Below are 20,716 nucleotides of genomic sequence, written 5' to 3'. Positions count from 1 at the left end.
ATATTTTTTTAAGATGGATTGGGTGTTTTTATGACGCCAAAAGAAAGAATTGATAGTGTTCTTGATGGAGGGGCCAATATTCCCTCCGTCCCCATAATAAGCCCATATTTTTTAAATCTTTCATTGAACAAAGACAAAGAACTGTCTAATTTTCATTTAAATTTATATGAGAAATATAAACCAGATTTAATCACGTTAATACATGAAAATGTAAGTTTAGAAATTGAAACTTTAAAGATACTGGGGAGGAAAATAAAAGATACCTATATAACTGTTGCTTTGGACTGTCCAATATCATACCTATCTGCAATTGATGATAACTTCATGATAAATCTTTATTTAAAAAAAGAAGAAATTCATTCAAAAATGGACAATTATATGGAAAATCTCAAAGAAAATATTGGAATAATTATAGAAAATGAAGGAATTCCATTTTTAGGGGACCCTACTGCCCCATTCATTGGACCAAAGATGTATGAAGAATTTGGGATACCCTATCTAAAAAGAATATTCAAATTTATAAAATCTTATGGGGCTCCGGTATTTTTACATATATGTGGCGAATTAACCCCAATTATTGACCAGTTGAAAAAATTGGATATAGATGTTTTGAGTTTTGAGGATAGTTTGGATGTTGTAGGAGCTCTTGATTGTGTGTTGATGGGGAATATAAAACCTAAGGATATGTTGAATGACTGCATAGACTCCCAAATAAATTATATCATAAAAGATAAGGGAAAACAACACATAATAGCGACAGGCTGTGAGTTGCTTCCCAATACTCCCGAAAAAAACATTATAAAATTGATTAACTCGAGGGTGGATTATGATTGATATTGAAGAGGAAGTTAAAAAGGGAACTTTGATAGCACCAATGGGTGGGTGTTATATTGCAAAACTTTATGGATGCGGTAAGAAGCACTATTTTTGTAGAAATGGGGAAATTTTTGGCAAAGCACTTTGTAAGGCAAAGGAACATTTTGGCTATGATATTATTCATCTTTCCTCAGATATATATGTTGAAGTGGAAGCCATGGGGTTGTACAATTGGAGCTGTATATCTGAGAGGTATGGGAAAGTAAATGAAGATTTTGATGTGGATAGTTTAACGATTGATTTAGGTGGCGGAAGAATTCCTGAATACAGAAAGGCAATTGAATACTGCAACTCAAAAAATAATACCGTATTTGTAAGCGTAAGTGCCCCATTTACTCTTGCAGCAATTTTGAGAGGCATTGACAGATTTATGATAGACTTAATAAAAAATGAAAAATTTGCTAAGGATTTGATTAAAAAAACTACTGAGATATCTAAAATTGTTATAGAGGACATAAATGAGATTGCATACCCTTTTGTTGTTGATGCTGTGGCATCTTCATCCCTTATTAGTCCAGAATTTTATGGAAAATTTGCTTTTAAACCGATAAAAAAAGTAATGAAGGCATGTGATTTTCCCATCTTACACATGTGTGGGGACATTAACCCAATATTAGAGGATGTTAAGAAAACAGATACAAAAATCATAAGCTTTGATGATAATTTAGACATTTCAAAAGCCTTTGAGGTATTTAACGACTTAATTGTTTTTGGAAATATTGATCCTTCAATGATGTATTATTCAAAAGTAGATAAAGTAAAAGAGGAAGTAAAGAAATGCATGGAAGCTAAGAGTGGGGATTTCATATTATCCACAGGATGTAGCTTACCTGTGGGAGCTCCAAAGGAAAACTTAGAGGCGTTAGTGCATTATGGAAGGTGTTATGATGTATAACATTACTTACGTAAAAGAGGATGGAACTGAAAAATCAATTAAAGTTAAAGAAGGAACCACAATACTCGAAGGGGCAATAAAAGCTGGAGTGTATATTGATGCCCCATGTGGGACTGGGAAATGTAGCAAATGTAAAGTTTTAGTGGAGAAAGGTTTAGAAAATATCGATAAGGATAGTATTGTGGAAGATAGATATGCACTGGCATGTGTGGCAAAAGTTTATGGGGATGTATCAATTAAAGTTCCAAATTTCCAAGGTGTAGTTTGTAAGGATATCATCGAACGAAGTGAAGATGAGCTACAAACTCGAAGAGTTTGTTCAATCACCGAACGAAGTGAAGATGAGCTCCAAAATACTAATGGATTTCATTCGAGGTCTTCAATAAACCCGGATATTGACATAAATAAAATTACTACAACAGTATTAGAATCATCTACCTATAACTTAACATTGGATGCGATAAATAAGCTTAATTCCATGGATTTATCTGATGAAGTAACGTTAGTATTAAAGGATGATAAGGTCGTTAATGTAGAAAAAGATTTTTCTGGAATTTACGGACTTTCAATTGATATTGGGACAACATCTGTTGTTGTATATCTTGTTGATATGTGTGGAGGCATTGTTTTAGATACCATCTCTTTTTTAAACCCCCAGAGACAATTTGGGGCAGATGTTGTTTCAAGAATAGCATACAACGACGGAGCTCTACTACAAAAAACACTTATAACTGAATTAAACAACTCCATATCAAAATTATGCTCAAAAAATAATATAAAAATGGATAACATCTATGAAGTTAGTGTTGTAGGAAATACCGCCATGATACACTTTTTTTACAGGATAGTTCCAAAAAATCTCGCAACTTATCCTTATGTTCCAACATTTAAAAACTCACTATATCTTCCTGCAAAAGAGTTGGGGCTAAACTTAAGAAACGCATACATTTACACACTTCCGATAATAGGAGGTTATGTTGGGGCAGACACGGTTGGAGCGATTTTATCATCTGAAATGCATAAAAAAGATGATATAAGTCTCCTTATAGATATCGGCACAAATGGGGAAATTGTTTTAGGGAATAAAGAAAAGTTATTAACCTGTTCATGTGCAGCAGGTCCTGCATTTGAGGGAGTTAGCATAGAGTATGGAACAAATGCGAGAGAAGGGGCCGTATGTAAAGTAAAAATAGATGAAAATAACGTATACTATGAAACCATAGGAAATAAAACGCCTCCAATTGGAATATGCGGGTCTGGAATAATAGATATTGTAGCTGAATTTTTAAAATCTGGATTAATTGATAAAACCGGTAGATTTACTGGAGAACATGAAAACTTAAAGGAAAATAAATTTATCATTGAAGATCCTATTTACTTCACACAGGGAGATATTAGGGAAGTACAACTTGCAAAAGGAGCAATATATGCAGGAATAAAAATTCTCTGTTATGAATATGGGATTGATATAGAAGATATCTCTAAAGTATATGTTACTGGAGCATTTGGATGCCATATCGATGTTGAAAATGCAAAAACCATAGGTCTTTTACCGGATTTGGATAATATAATACATATTGATAATGCTGCTGGAAGGGGGACTATAATGGCCCTATTATCTAAAAAAATTAGAAATGAAGCTAATGAATTGGTAAAAAATACGAAATATATCGAATTAAGTAGTCACGATAATTTTGAAAGTGAGTTTATATTGGCTCTTGGATTTTGACCATCACATTTTTACCCTTTTATTTTTAATTTTTATAATGTATTATTGGTATTTTTTATTGATATGTTATTCAGAGCTCCATGATTATTATCGTCAACTATCAGTTTAATTCATATATGGGTGATGTATAAATATATGTCAATACAATAGAATGGTAGTTATAACCTCGTTTTTAATTTCCCTACATGTATATTGTAGGGACATATACATGCAAGGCACACATTTAAAAATAACCTCTGTTATACTCATGTTGGGATAAAGGAATTAATATAAAGTATAACAGTATATCACTATATCAAACGTAACACTCAACTTCAATCTACTTTTTACTCATGATTATTTCAATTTTATATACTTTTAAGAATTACAACACTAAGATAAAAGTATGGACATAGGTGGAATTTTGAAAAGAGAAGATATTAAAAAAGTCATGATTTTGGGTTCTGGTCCAATTGTAATTGGCCAGGCTGCAGAATTTGATTTTTCAGGATCTCAGGCTTGTAAATCATTAAAAGAAGAAGGAATATACACTATTTTAGTTAACTCAAACCCTGCAACTATTCAAACAGATACAAACATTGCAGATAAGGTATATCTCGAGCCACTCCATCCAAAGATAGTGGAAAAGATAATTGAAAAGGAAAGACCTGATGCAATACTACCTACAATGGGAGGTCAGACAGGTTTAAACCTTGCAATGGAGCTCTATAGAAGAGGAACTTTGGAAAAGTATGGTATTGAATTATTGGGATCAAAGGAAGACGTAATTGAAACATGTGAAGATAGGGAATTATTCAACAAAGCTATGGAAGAGATAGACCAGCCAGTAACAAAATCTTATGCTGTTAATTCAATTGAAGAAGCTCTTAAAGCTGTGGAAGAACTAGGATATCCAGTTATAGTAAGACCTGCATTCACACTTGGTGGAACAGGTGGTGGAGTAGCACATAATGAAGAAGAACTAATTGATATAACAGAAAAAGGTCTTAAATATTCGATTATTAATCAGGTATTAATTGATGAAAGCGTATTAGGATGGAAAGAGTTTGAATACGAAATTATGAGGGATTCAAAGGACAACTGTATAGTTGTATGTAATATGGAAAACATAGACCCTATGGGAGTACACACAGGGGAGAGTATTGTCGTTGCCCCATCCCAAACACTAAGTGATGAATTCCACCAAAAGTTAAGGAATGCGGCCTTGAAAATTATAAGACATTTAAAGATAGAAGGTGGCTGTAACGTTCAATTTGCAGTAAACAAGGAAATGACCGAATACAGAGTTATTGAAGTAAACCCAAGGGTTTCAAGGAGCTCTGCACTTGCAAGTAAAGCCACAGGATATCCAATTGCTAAGATTGCAGCTAAGATTGCCATTGGTATGACCCTTGACGAAATTAGAAACGATGTTACAAAAGAAACTCCTGCAAGCTTTGAACCTACACTGGACTACGTTGTAGTTAAGATACCAAGATGGCCATTTGACAAGTTTAAAACAGTGGACAAACATCTTGGAACTTCAATGAAATCCACTGGAGAAGTTATGGCAATTGGTAGAACGTTGGAAGAAGCTCTCCAAAAAGCAGTTAGAAGTTTAGACGTAGGTAAATTTGGATTGATTGGAGATGGAAAGGACAAAGACTACACCAACGAAGAAATAATGGATATATTAAATAACCCTACTGATGAAAGACTCTTTGTTATAGCGGATGCACTTGATAAAGGATGGCCAGTTGAGGAAATTTGTCAATACACTAAAATAGATGAGTTCTTTATTAAAAAGATAAAGAACATTGTTGATACCAAAAAAGAGCTTGAAGTACTTTCTAGATTGATCTAATTCCAAACCCTTTATTTCCAACCCCTTTATAAAAGGTGTTGGATTGAACAAAAATCACTTCGTGATTTTTGTAGCTTACCTCACTTCGTTCGGTAATCCCCAAACCAGATGCCTCTTCACGAAGTGAAGAGACATATTTGGGGATGCAAAGTCTCTATTCAATATAACAATCACTTAATCGGAGCGAAGCGAAGAGCTACAAATTCCGAAGGAATTTGTTTAATTGCAGAACGACTATACTATCAGACTAATTTAAAATAATATTTTAATCTCCTATTATCTGAGTTAAATACAATATTTGAGGGAAATTATGATAGCCAATGAAAAATTAAAGGAAGTAATTTTGAAGGCCAAAATGCTTGGATTTTCAGATGTTCAATTAGCCAATTTGCTGGGAAAAACTGAAGATGAAATTAGGGAGCTCAGAAAAAAACTTAACATCGTACCAGTTTATAAGATAGTAGATACTTGTGCAGCAGAATTTGAAGCTAAGACTCCTTATTACTATTCCTGTTATGAAAGACTATTTTACGATGAACAGAATGAAAGTGTACCTTCAGACAGAAAAAAAGTTATAATAATCGGTTCTGGACCTATAAGAATTGGACAGGGAGTAGAATTTGACTATTCAACAGTTCATGCAATTTTTGCCCTAAAGGAAATGGGTATTGAAGCGATTATTGTAAACAACAACCCTGAAACTGTAAGTACTGACTACGATACATCCGATAAATTATACTTTGAACCGCTGGTATTTGAAGAAATTATGAACATAATAGATATCGAATCTAAAAACGGGGATTTACTTGGTGTAATTGTTCAATTCGGTGGTCAAACTTCAATAAACCTTGCTATGAAGTTACACAATGCAGGGGTAAATATACTTGGAACCTCACCACATTCAATCGATTTAGCAGAAAATAGGGAGCAGTTCTCAAGAGTATTGAAAAAACTCGATATTCCACAGGCTGAAGGAGCTACAGCATTTAGCGAAGAAGAAGCCATAAAAATCGTAGAAAAAATAGGCTATCCTGTTTTAGTTAGACCTTCCTATGTTCTCGGTGGAAGGGCCATGGAAATTGTCTACAACCTCGATGAATTAAAAGACTATATGAGGGAAGCGGTAAGGGTATCTTCCGAACATCCGATTTTAATTGACAAGTTCCTTGAAGATGCAATTGAAGTGGATGTTGATGCAGTATGCGATGGTGAAGATGTATTCATCGGAGCCATTATGGAACACATAGAAGAAGCAGGAGTTCACAGTGGAGACAGTGCCTGTGTTATTCCATCTCAGACCCTATCTAAGGAGATAATAGATAAAATCGTAGAATATACAACAAAATTAGCTAAAGAAATTAAAGTAGTTGGTTTAATAAACATACAGTACGCCATAAAAGATGGAAAAGTTTACATTATCGAGGCAAACCCAAGAGCTTCAAGAACTGTTCCGTATGTAAGTAAGTCTATAGGAATACCACTTGCGAAAATTGCTACAAAGGTTATAATGGGGCACAAGCTCAAAGAATTAGGCTATGTAGGTTTAGCAAAGCCAAAATATGTGAGTGTTAAAGAAGCAGTATTCCCATTCCAGAAATTAACTGGTGTAGATCCAGTATTAAGCCCTGAAATGAAGTCAACAGGTGAAGCCATAGGTATAGATGTAGATTTTGGTAAGGCATACTACAAAGCCCAGTTATCTGCAAACATGGAGCTCCCATCATCTGGCACAGTATTTATAAGTGTAAGAGATAGGGATAAAAAGCACATACCTAAGATAGCTAAAAAATTCTCTGAGTTAGGATTTGAAATTGTTGCTACGAAAGGTACTGCAGAAATCATAAGAAATAATGGTATAGATGCAAAGGTTGTTAAAAAAATATCTGAAGGTATGAAGGATAGCATTTTAGAATTGATGCAGAAGGGAGAAATAAATTTAATAATAAATACATCTTCAGGAGATAGGGCAAAATCAGATGGATACTACATAAGAAGAGCTGCAGTTGAACTTAATATACCATACATAACCACATTACAAGGTGCTAATGCAGCAATTAAAGCTATGGAATCCATTAAAACCGGAGAATTAGGTGTTTATTCACTAAATGAAATGGAAGTTAGATAATATTTAGTTCGTAGTGAATGAAATAGGCAGGATTTAAAACCTTAGTTTTAAGATTCTTGTTTTACCAAAACTACAAATCTTCGTAGCTCTGCTCGAAGGTTAATTTATTTATTTTTTTAAATATTTATTGTGTATTATGTATGATGGTTTTTATTTGACGGAGTTATCCACTAAATTTACCTGAGGAGAAAAAAATGAAAGTATTTTTAAAGAGTATGCGAGAAAGACATTTAAAAAGAAGAAAAAAACCGAATCCAGACAGACCAATAGCCACATGGGTTCAGGATGATATATTTTTGGATAAAACACTCGGAAAGAGCTTAACAATAATTTTAAGAACTGTCGGATGCAGATGGGCTTATGAAAGTGGGGGCTGTACAATGTGTAGTTATTTAATGGACAGCTCCCCGATAGAAATCAGTGTTGAGAATTTAATAAATCAATTTAACAGTGCATTGGGCAAATTCAAAGAACAGATAGATAAAAATCCAGAAGGGTTTTCAGTTAAATTATTCACTTCAGGTAGTTTCTTAGATGACTTTGAAGTTCCAAAGGAAGCTAGGGAATATATACTTAAAAAAATTGGCGAGCTCGGTGTAAAAGAAGTTGCCATGGAATCTAGGCCCGAGTATATAACCGATGAAAATTTAGAAACAATTAGGAAGTATCTCAGCTGTAACGTTGAAATCGGAGTAGGTATAGAATCGCTAAACGAAAAAATAAGAAATGTATCAATCCATAAAGGAGTTTCAAGAGAAGAAATAGTTAAAGCAATAGAAACTGCAAAAAAGTACAGCGTTGGAATTAAAGCCTATCTTTTAATAAAACCGCCTTTCATAACTGAAAAAGAGGCAATAATCGATTCTATAAACTCTGCAAACCAATGTATTGAGTTAGGATGTAGTAGAATATCCTACTGTCCATCAACCATCCACAAAGGAACTTTGGTAGAAACACTGTGGAAAAAGGATCAGTACAGACCACCCTTCTTATGGAGTATTTTGGAAATCTTAAAAGAAGTTAAAGGCCAAAATCCTGATAAACTTATAATGTGTGATACATCAGGAATTCCAACAAAAAGAGGAGCTCACAACACTCTTGATTGTAAATGCAATTATAAAATAAAGGATGCGTTAACTGAATTCACACTTACACAAAATCTTGAAATACTAAATATAAACTGTGAGTGTAAAAAACACTGGGAAGAGTTTATAGAGTTTGAAGAAAATAATATCGTCCCACTCGGGAACATGTAATACCAAAATTTAATTTTAGTTTAGGTGATGTGCATTACATAAATATAAAATAATAAATAAAATTTATTCTAATGTTTTTATTTGTTTAAATTAAACAATATTTGATAGTTTTTTAATTTTAGATGTATGTAATATGCTTAATTAAAATTGCACACCAACTATACTTAGTTTTCTTAAGACTTAAAAAAGATTTAAATAACTATAATACATATGTATTTGAAGACTTTAATGGAGGCATATAATGATACCAAAAGGAACTGTTAAAAGATTAATGAAAGAAAACACAGATATGAACATTTCAGCTGAATCTGTAGAAATGTTGGTAGGGATTTTACAGGAGATAATCGTAACCACAACAAAATTAGCTGAAGAAAATGCTAGAAATGATAAGAGAAAGACCATTAAGGCAAGAGACATTGAACGATGTGATGAAGAAAGACTAAGAGTGAAAATCGTTGAACTTGCTGATAGAACTGAAAAAGTACATATACTAACAAAAGAATTCTTAAAGGTATTGGCATCTGAACTAAAAAGAGTTTAAATTCTCTACATGAAGGTGTAGTCATGAAGGTTGCAATTACAAAGTTTCTTGGTACCAACTGTGATAAAGACGTGTGTCATGCAGTTGAATTGGCGGGTGGAAAACCAGAATTAGTATGGTTTACTGAAACCGATTTAGATGGATTTGATGGTGCAGTGATTCCCGGCGGATTCTCTTACGGTGATTACCTAAGAGCTGGTGCTATTAGCTCAAAAACTCCAGTAATAATGGGATTAAAAAAGATGGTTGATGAAGGGAAACCAGTTTTAGGAATCTGTAACGGAGCTCAGATTGGTTTAGAAGCAGGATTCTCTTACGGTACTTTAACAAACAATTTAAATTCAAAGTTTATATGTAAATGGGTGTATATAAGGGTAGAAAACAACAAAACTCCTTTTACAAAATACTATGAAAAAGGAGAAGTATTAAAAATACCTATTGCCCATGCTGAAGGTAGATTTTACACAGACGAAGACACACTACAAACAATGTACAAAAATAACATGATTGTATTTAAATACTGTGATGAAAATGGAGAAATCACAGAAGACAGCAACCCAAATGGTTCAGTAGACAACATAGCTGGGGTTTGCAATGAAAAAGGCAACTGTGTTTTATTAATGCCCCATCCAGAAAGGGCCAGTGAAAAAGAACTTGGATCTGATGATGGCTTAAGAATGTTTAAAGGAATGCTGAACTACAAATAAAACAAAGTTGCAATATGTAGTTAATTATTTTAATGTTATTTTCTATTTCTTTTTTTCTATTTTGAATAAATCATACTAGATGTTTTGTCAATTTAATTTTTAATTTTTTTCTTTCTATTTTCTATTTTGTTTTTACCCCCTAGTCCCAATTAAGGAATCATATCGGAAATAATATAAAATAGTAATCACAGAGTATATATTGTATAACAGTTAGGGGGAGAAAGATGTTGAAAGAACCAGTAATAGACATAGCAACAAAGGAAGTAGTTACAATAACTCCTGAGACTCCAATATCCAAAGCTATAGGGGTAATGGAAAGTAACAAATTCCACAATTTGGTGATCGTAGACGAAAATAAGGAAATATATTTAGTAACAATACACGATCTTCTACTTGCAACTTCATTAAACGAAAAAGTTGCAGAGTTAATGTTCAAACCCCACTGTATAAAACAAGACGTTCCCACAATGGAGGCCGTATGTCAGATGATAGACAGTGGGCAAAGAGCTGCACCAATTGTGGATGAAGAAGGAAATTTGGTAGGGATAGTAACTGACTACGACATAATGAAAAGAGCAGCAACTTCAGAGTTACTAAAAGACGTAAAAGTTAGTAAGATAATGACAAGAAGCCCCATAACAATAGATAAAGATGAAAGCATAGGTAAAGCGAGAAGTTTAATGAAAAAGTATAACATTGGAAGGCTTGTAGTACTCGATGAAGATGGAAAACCTGTTGGTATTGTAACTGAAGATGATATAATTGGAAAAGTCTTTAAGCCTAAAAGAAAAATGACCGTTGGCGAATTTGCAGGGGAAAAAGTGCCGCGAATGGCACAACCAGTATCAACTATAATGAATTCTCCATTAATAACTGCAGACATAAGTGCTTCAATTGCAGATGTTGCAGAATTAATGGAAAAACACGATATTAGGGGAGTTCCAATAGTTAAAAAAGATACTTTGAGGGGCATAGTAACAAGATTGGACATAATGAAATACATCAAAGAGTTAAAAGAAGTATCAACTATTGAAGTAGAGCTCCAAGGTGAATTTGATGTTGAACTAAAAGAATTGGCAGAAAGAATCATAGCAACAGAAGTTAAAAAGATAGTGACCTACTCAAAAAGACTACACTGGATTAAAATTGTCATGAAAAAGGAACATGACAAAGGTGGAGTTCCATACTATACAATTAAAGTATATGTAAAAACACCAAGAAAGTTATATGTAGGGGAAGGAAGACCAAAACTATCTTCAACAAAAAGAATAATCTCAGAAGGAGAAGACCTACAGCTCGTAGTTGAAAAACAAAGATGGGATTTCATAGAAGCATTGAAAGATGCTCTAATATCTGTAGAAAAACAAATAGAAGAAGATAAAGAAAGAAGCCATCCAAAGGGTAGAAAAGGAATAAAAGAAGAACTTGTTCCTGAAGAATTAATAACTAAAGATTAATTCCATACTCTAAATTTAATATAACTATTTTATTTTTTTATTTTATTAAAACAGATGAAAAATAGAAAATAAATTATTTTGTTAATTTAATTAATTTTCAGCATCTTCAATGAATATTTTATGCAGTGTTTTTAAACAAGGTTCGAGCTCTTTTTCTCCAATTACGAATGATATATTTACTTCAGATGAACCTTGAGCTATCATTTTTATATTTGCACCGCTTTCAGCTACTGCACTAAACAGCCTACCTGCAATGCCTTTGGAACCTCTCATACCTGCCCCTACAACTGAAACCACACATACGTCATTGTCAACAGATATCTCTTTTATAAGATGGCGGGTGCTAAACTCTTTTTCAAGCTCTTTAACGCATTTTTCAACTTCAGACTCACTGTCATGAACTACGATTGAAATGTTTGTTTCAGACGAACCTTGAGTTATAAGAATAACATTTGCCTGAGCTCTTCCAAGTGCACTAAATATTCTTGCTGCAGTGCCACTTACTCCAACCATTCCAGCACCGCAAATGTTAATCAAAGCAACATCTTTTATTGTAGTTATTGCCTTTATGATCTGGTTACTTAATTCCTGGTCGTTTGTTATCAATGTACCTTCATCTTCAGGTTTAAATGTGTTTTTAATCTTCAATGGAATGTTTTTCACCATTACTGGCTCAATTGTCCTTGGATGAAGTACCTTTGCACCAAAGTATGCGAGCTCCATAGCTTCAACATAGGACATTTTTGGAACTCTTCTGGCATTTTGAACCATTCTTGGGTCTGCAGTTAAGATACCACTAACATCGGTCCATATTTCTACCATATCGGCATCCAATCCAGAACCAACTAATGCGGCAGAGTAATCACTACCTCCTCTACCAAATGTGGTTATACTTCCATCTTTTGTTCCGCCTATAAATCCAGTTACAACTGGAATATAGCCTTCTTTTAAGAGCGGGTTTATTTTTTCTTTAACTTCTAATTTTAAAGGTCTTGCACATCCAAAGTTATCATCTGTAATTATACCTGCTTCACCACCGGTTAAAAACAGGGATTTCTTTCCCAAAGACCTAATTGCCCCACTTAGAATAGGGGCAGACAATCTTTCACCAAATGAAAGTATGTAATCCTTTGATTTTGGTGTGAGCTCCCCAAGGTATGCCACACCGATCAAGACCTTTTCAAGTTCGTTTAATGAGCTTGTTATTACATTACATACTTCTTCTCTTATTCCTTCATCGTCTATTGCTTCATTTATTGCTATTTCGTGTTTTTCTTTCAAATCTGATATGAAATTATTTATTTTGGCAATGTCCCTTACATCTAAAGCCTGTTTTGATATGCCAACAAGTGAGTTGGTAACTTGAGTCATTGCAGAGGTTACAACTACCACATCATCTTCTTTTGATTTATCAACAACAATTTTGGCAACATTTTTTATTCTTTCTCCACTTCCTACAGAGGTTCCACCGAATTTCATTACTGTAACCAAACAACACCACCTTTTAAATAACACATTTTATAAATGTTATCTGGCAAATTATAGTTCATCCGTAAATTCCAACAATAATGTTGTATTACGATTTTAAAATTTTATTGATATTAACCATTATATGGTTTGCAATAATTATTATAGAATAGACATGCCGTTGACAGTTATGCAGTATTTCGATTTCATCAAACGACTATAAGGTAGGATGAACTATATTCTAGTTCCATGAAACATTTAAATTCTATTAAAGTTAATCACATAAATATAAAAAGTTTATGATTATATTCATTTACAAATCAGTATATAAAAATATGTTTTAACATTTATTGTTATTTAATTTAATTATTAAATAATTATACTTAAATTATTAGTTTAGCATATGCGATGAATATATACGAGTAAATAGTATTATATTACTCATCAAAAAATAATGAATTAATAAATTTATATGTGTATGATTTATAAAAAACAAAAATTGGTCATCAATAATATAATCTGTTGAAGTGATTTTTATGGTGAGAATATTTGATACTACATTGAGAGACGGAGAACAAACTCCAGGGGTGTCTTTAACTCCAAGTCAGAAGTTAGAGCTAGCCATAAAACTAGATGAATTGGGAGTGGATGTTATAGAAGCAGGAAGTGCCATAACATCAAAAGGAGAAAGGGAAGCAATAAAGTTAATAACTCAGCAGAATTTAAATGCAGAAATATGCTCCTTTGTAAGGGCTTTAACAGTTGATATAGATTCTGCATTAGAGTGTGATGTGGATAGTATTCATTTAGTAGTCCCTACCTCAGATATCCATATGAAATATAAATTAAGGAAAACTCCTGAAGAAACACTAAATGCCGCATTGAAAGCAATTGAATATGCAAAAGATCATGGTCTAATTGTAGAGCTCTCTGCTGAAGATGCTACAAGAAGTGATTTAGATTTTTTAATTGAGCTCTTTAAAAAAGGAAGCGAATTAAAAGCCGATCGTGCATGTGTATGCGATACCGTCGGTATCTTAACACCAGAAAAATCCATGGAGTTATTTAAAACACTTAAGGAAAACATAGATATTCCAATATCTGTCCACTGTCACAATGACTTTGGAATGGCCACTGCAAACACAGTTTCAGCAGTTAGGGGCGGTGCAGAACAGTGCCACGTAGCCATGAATGGAACTGGAGAAAGGGCCGGAAATGCATCTTTAGAAGAAGTTGTAATGGCACTTCATACACTTTACAACATCAAAACAAATGTAAAAACCGAAAAGCTGTACAAAACTTCAAGAATGGTATCCAAATATATGAACCTCCCAGTGCCTCAAAATAAGGCAATAGTTGGAGACAATGCATTTGCCCATGAGGCAGGAATTCACGTAGATGGACTTATTAAAAATACTCAGACCTACGAACCTATACCACCTGAGCTCGTAGGTAATAAAAGAAGAATTATACTTGGAAAACACAGTGGAAAAGCTGCATTAAAATACAAACTTGAGTTGATGAACATTGAATTAACTGATGAACAGTTTGAGGAAGTTTATGAGAGAATTAAGAACTTTGGGGACTTGGGTAAATACATCTCAGATGTGGACTTAAAAACCATCATAAACGAAGTAATAGGCGTAGAAATAGAGAAAAAAGTATTGTTGGATGAACTTACAGTAATATCTGGAAACAAGGTAACGCCACTGGCATCAATTAAATTGAAGTTTGCAGATGAATGTAAAAAAGAAGGTATTTTAGAATCTTCCTATGGTGTTGGACCAGTTGATGCTGCAATTAATGCAGTTAGAAAAGCTTTAAGTGGCGTAGCAGATATAGAACTTGAAGATTACAACGTTAAAGCCATTAGTGGAGGTACAGATGCCTTAATCGAAGTTACCGTCAACTTAAGAAGAGGTAGTGAAACTGTGGAAGTTAAAAAAGCACATGGGGACATAATAATAGCATCTGTTGAAGCTTTAATGGAAGGAATCAACTTGCTTATGTAATCATAATATATTATTTTAAAAAAGAACTACTATTTTATTTTTTAAATTTTTCAAAAAGTGTTTCTATGAATATAATGAACATTCTTAAAGGAGAATTAGAATCTTTTAAGTTTTCAAAAGATATACTAACCAATTCAGCCAATCATATTCGAGACGAACCTTGGTTATTACATACAAAAGGGCGTTGGTACGAATATATAATATACGAAGCTATTGTCAATATTGCTAAAAAAACTAATGGTTTGAAAGTTGCCAGAAAAGGGCGCGATATGCTCTTTACATGGGATAAAACAGACAGACCTGAGAATGGATTACATTATAACCCCACAGGAGATTTTGTTATTTGGAAGGATATGATATGTTTGGCAGAATACGATATAATTATAGCAAATGAAAAAGGAGATATTGGTTTTATAGAAACATGTATCTCAAAGGAAAGAGTACGTGACCTTCGAGATAAAATACCTCACAAAAGGGAACTTTTAAAAGAATACATCGGACAGGATGAAATTCCATTTATGCTCGTTACACCATTTGATGCGTCAAATTTACTTGTAACTAGAAAAATTTTAGAAAATGGCGGAACATACTGTTACACCAGTCAAATACTTGATTTACTGAATGAAACATCATTTTTAGAGGCAAAAAATAAATTATCAGTGTTGGTGGACTTAACTGAATTGGTAAATGATTCTATTTGAATGTATCACTTAAAATTTTACATCCTTTATCTCTTTTTCAAGTGCTAATCCTGTTGGTTTATATTTTCCGTATTTTTTAGCAAACGCTCTCAATTCGAAGGTTAGACCTTCTGCATTGAATATTTCTTCGGTAAACGCCTTTGCCACGTACTCATTGAATATCTCTTTTAATTCTTCAAATGCTTCAGATGGAACATTTCCATGTTTTACCAGTGCAAATACTTCATCAGTAAAATCCCATAGTGCATCCTCTAAATCCTGTATTTCCTCCATTTGTTCAGAAGTCTGTGAACTCATATCCCCATACTTTTTTTCAAATTCATCTTCTAAATCTTCCAACATAGTGATTATGTTGCTTTCTTTTTGTGCAATTAGTTTATCGAATTCTTCGTTTATTTTTGATATAATTTCCATACTACCAACTCCTAAAATTTCTAAGATTAAATAATATATAGTCGTATTCTGTTAGCTTCGCCACTATGAAACCCTGTAGTATCCATATTTTGGGGAAAATATTTCAGCATTCCTCTTTAATTTTCCAAGAATATCTTCAACATCTTTTTCAGATATGTTGTATTCAGACGCCTTTTCTATTATGTCATCTTCATGAGCCAGTTTGTTATCACTTAAAGCAGAGAGCTCACGTATTATGTCCAGGATTTTATCCATTTTATCTACTTTTGATTTTGGCATTTGCCCCATTCCTTTGTCTATATCGAACTTTCCTGTTTCTGGGTCGTATGCAATTTCCTTTAAACATTCTTCTATAATATTTAATGCCGCTTTGGCATCCTTCTCCTCCACTTTCTTTGCAAGTCTCGCTTTTGCATGCATTTCTGAAAGTCTTATGGCAGCTTCTAACTGTCTTGCAGTTACTGGAATTGGATTGTTTCCCTCCCCTAACTTCCTCATATTTATGTAGTAGTCCTTTATTATCTTCTTGGCCTTATCTGTTAAATAAGGATTTTTCAGCTTGGTTTCATCCACTTCTGTACCAGTAAATAAATTATGATTTTCTTCGAAATAAGCACAGGTTCGAGCATAAATTATATAGTTCTTTATAAGGTTCTCATCAACAGTAATACCATCAATATCGATAGCTCCCATTATCTTATAGTCTTTAACTGCTGTTTCAATGTGGGTGTTTAAAATATGTTCTGCGATTTCCTCATCCCTTTTTCTATTTGGCATGTCTTTCAATGGGAATATCAAATCGAATCTACTCAAAAGCGGTGAAGGGATGCCTATCTGTTCAACTACACCCATGTTTAAATCAAACCTTCCACGTTTAGGGTTACAAGCTGCAAGCACCGCACATTTTGCAGGTAATTTTACATTTATACCTCCTTTATTCACGTGAATCGTCTGGCTTTCCATAGCTTCTAAAATATATTTCATAACGTTTTTGTCCACGGTTAATTCATCAATACAGGCAGTTCCCTCATTGGCCCTAACAAAAACACCTGGCTTAACAACCCAGCCATCTCCTATCTCAGTACTTTCCCTAACAACGTTTGCAGTTAAACCCCCACCAGTTGCAGTGGTTACAGATGCGTAGGCGTTTTGTGGGAATAATCTTGTTATCCTCCTAAGCATTGTAGATTTCCCAATTCCTGGATCTGTAATCAAAAGTATATGGCTATCTTTTCTAAGCTGGGTTCCATCAGGGAGGAATTTAGTACATCCCTTTATCTGCTGTAAAAATATTGCCCTTTTAACCAAATCATAACCTTTAATTTGAGGTATTAGATATTGAGAAAGAATATCAACTATGTTCTTTTTTTTACCGAGCTCATTTAGGGTATCGATTAAATCAGGTCTGTTTATTATGTCCCTAACCTCTATCTTCTGGAAACTTTCACTTAGTTTTATGTAGTTACTCTTCACATATATCTCAAAAACAGGCATATTTGGCTTGGTACGTTTTTTCATTACAGTTCCTACAACATCAACCCTTCCCGAGTATATTCCTTCCGAGTTTTCAAGAAAAACCCTTATACTTCTAGGGGGATCATCAGGGTTCTTCATTAGATCTATTGGTTGTTGAATTTCCAGCTCTTGAATGTTTATGTATGATGAATTGTCCAAATCAAGGCTCATCTCACTTTTACAGTTTTCATTTTTGCAGAACATCCTTGGATCTTCAAAATAGTTATGAATTGTTTTATACCTTATTTCACCACAATTTCTACATACAAAACAGGCTTTTTTTAACAAAGCACATACTTTTGCAGCTTTTATTATGGTTCCTTCAAACTTGGTAAGCCTATTAATATCTGATGAGTTAATATCTTCAATTTTCTTTTCACAGCCAAGTGGATTTTTAAAGGCTATCTGTACTTTTTCCAACTCCCTTTTTGTTCTATCGTCATCACCAAATAGTTCCAAATAAACTTCCTTTAAAATGTAAAATATGGATTCTTCAACATTTTTTGGATTTTCAATTATCAGATCGTTTAATTCACAGGCTTCAGGAAATCTATTTAAAAAACATTCCACATCAAATTCGAATATATTGTTTTTAATGGTGTTTGAAGAAAGATACTCCTTAATGTACTGTTTTAATTTATCTTCATAGAGATTTAGAAAAACTTCTTCATCAAAATCCATGATATCACCGAATGAAATGAGGTGAGCTACAAATTCCGTAGGGATTTGTCCAATCACCGAATGAAATGAGGTGAGCTACAAAAATCACAAATGATTTTTGTTCAATCACCTGAGTGTCGAAGTAAATCCGAAGGATTTACTGTAGAGACAAATTTCAAAGAAATTTGTTGACTCACAAAAACCCTTTGGTTTTTGTCGAGACTCACGAAACCGAAGGTTTCGTCGAGAAGCGAAGGTGAGCTATGAAAACCCTAGGTTTTCATTCAATCACCGGATGAAATAGGGCGAGCTCCATCCACTGTAGCGAAACTACAAGGAAATAATGACATATTATTAATCATAGTTAAAATCAAGATTTTTAAGTTTAAATACTATTTTCTCCAAATCTTCAGTATTTTTAACCTTTACATCCTTTTTTTGTGGAAATTTCAGAATAACGTCATCAAAAATATTTCTGTTGCCAGGATTCTTCATTAAGTAATGGTATCTCGCTATACAGTTTATCCTTGCAGTTATGAGCTCACTTAAATAATTTAAACAGGTTTTTATTCCAGTTAGTTCATCACTTATCAAAGAACCTGATTTTTTAGACTTCAAAAAAGCCATCCCCACCAGTATTTCATCAATATCGCACTTTAAAAGTTCCTTAGACTTTTGCTGTTCTCTTTTCAATTCGTATAGGTAAATAGCCAAATCCTGTATATGTTCCCAGGGCAAATCAAAATCAACATTGTCAAGATCTTCCTTTTTTAATTTCCAAAGTGGAATTTTCTTTTCATTCAATAAAACTTCATATTCCAGGCATTTTTCAAATAAAACCTCATAAACATCCATTTTCTCACGTTTAATCATGTTTTTCATGCATGATGTGTTTTGCTCTTTCCTTTCCTTTATTATCAATTAGGATTTTCATTGTTTCACATTTCCATTATATGTTTATTTCATTCCAAGTTATAAAGTCGTTATTAAATTCTTTTTTATGTAGTGTTATTTTGTTACCATATACCCATTCAAATTCTAATTTTGAACTTTGCCATTCTTTTAAAAATTCTCTTTCGTCACTGTCATGTTTATTTGCAATATCAAAGGTTGTTGGAGATATTGTTTCTTTTTTAGGATGTGGGATTAAACCATAAAATTTTTTTGGATTTATATCAAAAAGTTTTAAGATAATCAACGATACATAAAGAGAACATTTAAATTTTTCTTTAATTTTTTTAAGATTACTTACTCTAAGATTTCTAAGTGTAGATTTCATTTCTACAAGAGTTAAATAATAGTTATCATTTTCCTTTACTAAAATTGCACATTCGCATTTTTTATTCCCTTTAATATTAAAAACATTGTGGTATTTGTCTTTATCAATTATAATAGGTAAAATTCTAATTTCTCTTGAAAATTTAATTTTTAATTCTTTAAAATCTGCCTTAGGGTCATTTTCTTTAACTTTAACAATTGTGTAGTTATCCTTTACTTCGCTATCTACTCTTTCTGGTTTATATATTAAATCCTTTTTAAATATTTTCTCTATTTCATTCTTCAAAGTTTCCATCATCCCCCTCAATTAAATCTCTTAACTCTTCTGTTTCATTGTGTAAATCAAGCAATGTATGATAAAATGCTTCATAAGAAATTCCCTCATCATCTATAATTTCCAATTCTTTTATTATAGCACCATCTCCTTTATCTACAAATAAATATGGTGCAACTTTTTCAGGACTTAATATTTCATCTTCTTTATAATCATGTCTATTTAAAAATGCATTTAACTTTTCTTTATCTGTTTTTTCCAAATAATGTAATTTCATATTATTATTTATTTGTTGTAGGATATATGGACTGTGTGTTATTAACAAAACATAAATGCCTTTGTTGATTAATTTAGTTATTGCCCGTGCAAAAATCCTTTGTGCATCGGGATGCAAATGTGCCTCTGGCTCTTCAACGATTAAAAGGGTGCCTTCATCAATATAATTTGAATATGCCAAGTATAATATCAATGGGGAACTTTCAACAACCAGTGATGATGAATATTGCAGTGGTAAGGACATATTTTTATTATTTGGTTGGTAAGATATGTTGTTTAAAGTTTTATCATAAGTTAGTTTTCCATTTAGAATATTATTTTGAAGAAATTCCACAATATCAATATATTTCTCATTTACTTTTTCACTATAATTATCTGAAAATGCAGGTAGTGAAGTTATAAACTCCACTATTGGTTTTGGTAATGGCTCTGACTTTCTATTGTCCTCACCAAATGTTGAACTTATGGCCTCTTTTCCCAGATATTTATTTACTAAAACCAACCCGCTCTTGGATGCTGGAATAAATAAACTATCTCTAATTTTACTCTCTAATGTCAATTTTTTTAAAACTATATTTTCAATCAAAAAATTTAAATTTTTAGATTGTTTTTTAAATAGTATTTCTAACAATTTTATAAATGCCGTTGCAATATTCCACATCCCTAAATCTTCGATAATATCTTGTCCAT

General features: G+C 32.9%; 17 protein-coding genes. 11 read left to right on the top strand and 6 right to left on the bottom strand.

All coding sequences use genetic code 11. From position 1 onward, the window contains the following. Positions 1–30 precede the first annotated feature (30 nt). The 9 genes from F555_RS0104100 (at position 31) to F555_RS0104065 (ending at position 11,429) form a co-directional block, all read left to right on the top strand. Positions 31–834: a uroporphyrinogen decarboxylase family protein gene (locus F555_RS0104100; protein ID WP_018153947.1), complete on the top strand. Its 804-nt coding sequence runs from the start codon at positions 31–33 to the stop codon at positions 832–834. Then, the gene (locus F555_RS0104095) at positions 827–1,771 is read left to right on the top strand and encodes a uroporphyrinogen decarboxylase family protein (protein ID WP_018153946.1); all 945 of its coding nucleotides are present in this window, start codon (positions 827–829) and stop codon (positions 1,769–1,771) included. Before F555_RS0104100 ends, F555_RS0104095 begins: the two co-directional genes overlap by 8 nt. Further along, a complete protein-coding gene (locus F555_RS0104090; protein ID WP_018153945.1) occupies positions 1,764–3,500 on the top strand; it encodes an ASKHA domain-containing protein in 1,737 nt (578 codons plus the stop codon). The genes F555_RS0104095 and F555_RS0104090 overlap by 8 nt, the downstream gene beginning before the upstream one ends. A gap of 403 nt (positions 3,501–3,903) precedes the next feature. Continuing rightward, positions 3,904–5,343 carry a carbamoyl-phosphate synthase large subunit gene (gene carB, locus F555_RS09045; protein WP_018153944.1) on the top strand — a complete coding sequence of 480 codons (1,440 nt, stop codon included), beginning with the start codon at positions 3,904–3,906 and terminating at the stop codon, positions 5,341–5,343. 313 nt (positions 5,344–5,656) lie between these two features. After that, positions 5,657–7,468 (top strand): carbamoyl-phosphate synthase large subunit, encoded by a 1,812-nt coding sequence (gene carB / locus F555_RS09040; protein ID WP_157205735.1) that lies wholly within the window; start codon positions 5,657–5,659, stop codon positions 7,466–7,468. Between the two features lie 194 nt (positions 7,469–7,662). Further along, a complete protein-coding gene (locus F555_RS0104080; RefSeq protein ID WP_018153942.1) occupies positions 7,663–8,724 on the top strand; it encodes an archaeosine biosynthesis radical SAM protein RaSEA in 1,062 nt (353 codons plus the stop codon). Positions 8,725–8,965: 241 nt separating this feature from the next. Beyond that, complete coding sequence (locus tag F555_RS0104075; RefSeq protein ID WP_018153941.1) at positions 8,966–9,265, top strand: histone family protein; 300 nt, start codon at positions 8,966–8,968, stop codon at positions 9,263–9,265. Positions 9,266–9,288: 23 nt separating this feature from the next. Next, positions 9,289–9,972: a phosphoribosylformylglycinamidine synthase I gene (gene purQ / locus F555_RS0104070; protein WP_018153940.1), complete on the top strand. Its 684-nt coding sequence runs from the start codon at positions 9,289–9,291 to the stop codon at positions 9,970–9,972. 224 nt (positions 9,973–10,196) lie between these two features. Continuing rightward, complete coding sequence (locus F555_RS0104065; RefSeq protein WP_018153939.1) at positions 10,197–11,429, top strand: CBS domain-containing protein; 1,233 nt, start codon at positions 10,197–10,199, stop codon at positions 11,427–11,429. Positions 11,430–11,519: 90 nt separating this feature from the next. Here the strand turns inward: F555_RS0104065 and F555_RS0104060 are convergent, their stop codons facing one another. Beyond that, entirely contained in the window at positions 11,520–12,920 is a 1,401-nt protein-coding gene (locus F555_RS0104060; protein ID WP_018153938.1) for an aspartate kinase, read from the bottom strand. Positions 12,921–13,432: 512 nt separating this feature from the next. On the opposite strand from F555_RS0104060, the gene F555_RS0104055 reads away from it, so the two are divergent. Both F555_RS0104055 and F555_RS0104050 read left to right on the top strand, forming a co-directional pair. Further along, a complete protein-coding gene (locus tag F555_RS0104055; RefSeq protein WP_018153937.1) occupies positions 13,433–14,908 on the top strand; it encodes a (R)-citramalate synthase in 1,476 nt (491 codons plus the stop codon). A 65-nt stretch (positions 14,909–14,973) separates the two neighbouring features. Beyond that, positions 14,974–15,609 carry a hypothetical protein gene (locus F555_RS0104050; RefSeq protein ID WP_018153936.1) on the top strand — a complete coding sequence of 212 codons (636 nt, stop codon included), beginning with the start codon at positions 14,974–14,976 and terminating at the stop codon, positions 15,607–15,609. A 9-nt stretch (positions 15,610–15,618) separates the two neighbouring features. Here F555_RS0104050 and F555_RS0104045 read toward each other — a convergent pair whose 3' ends face one another. The 5 genes from F555_RS0104045 to F555_RS0104025 form a co-directional block, all read right to left on the bottom strand. Continuing rightward, the gene (locus tag F555_RS0104045) at positions 15,619–16,023 is read right to left on the bottom strand and encodes a hypothetical protein (protein ID WP_018153935.1); all 405 of its coding nucleotides are present in this window, start codon (positions 16,021–16,023) and stop codon (positions 15,619–15,621) included. Positions 16,024–16,086: 63 nt separating this feature from the next. Further along, complete coding sequence (locus tag F555_RS0104040; RefSeq protein WP_018153934.1) at positions 16,087–18,219, bottom strand: ATP-binding protein; 2,133 nt, start codon at positions 18,217–18,219, stop codon at positions 16,087–16,089. A 333-nt stretch (positions 18,220–18,552) separates the two neighbouring features. After that, on the bottom strand, positions 18,553–19,053 hold the full coding sequence (locus F555_RS0104035; protein ID WP_018153933.1) for a hypothetical protein: 501 nt from the start codon (positions 19,051–19,053) through the stop codon (positions 18,553–18,555). Positions 19,054–19,147: 94 nt separating this feature from the next. After that, positions 19,148–19,771: a hypothetical protein gene (locus F555_RS0104030; RefSeq protein ID WP_018153932.1), complete on the bottom strand. Its 624-nt coding sequence runs from the start codon at positions 19,769–19,771 to the stop codon at positions 19,148–19,150. After that, positions 19,752–20,716 (bottom strand): AAA family ATPase (locus F555_RS0104025; RefSeq protein WP_018153931.1); only part of this gene is annotated, 965 nt, incomplete at its 5' end. The genes F555_RS0104030 and F555_RS0104025, both read right to left, overlap by 20 nt.

The sequence above is a fragment of the Methanothermococcus thermolithotrophicus DSM 2095 genome, from assembly GCF_000376965.1.
Classification (GTDB): domain Archaea; phylum AGJL01; class Methanococci; order Methanococcales; family Methanococcaceae; genus Methanothermococcus; species Methanothermococcus thermolithotrophicus.
This window is presented reverse-complemented; position numbering and strand designations above follow the sequence as displayed.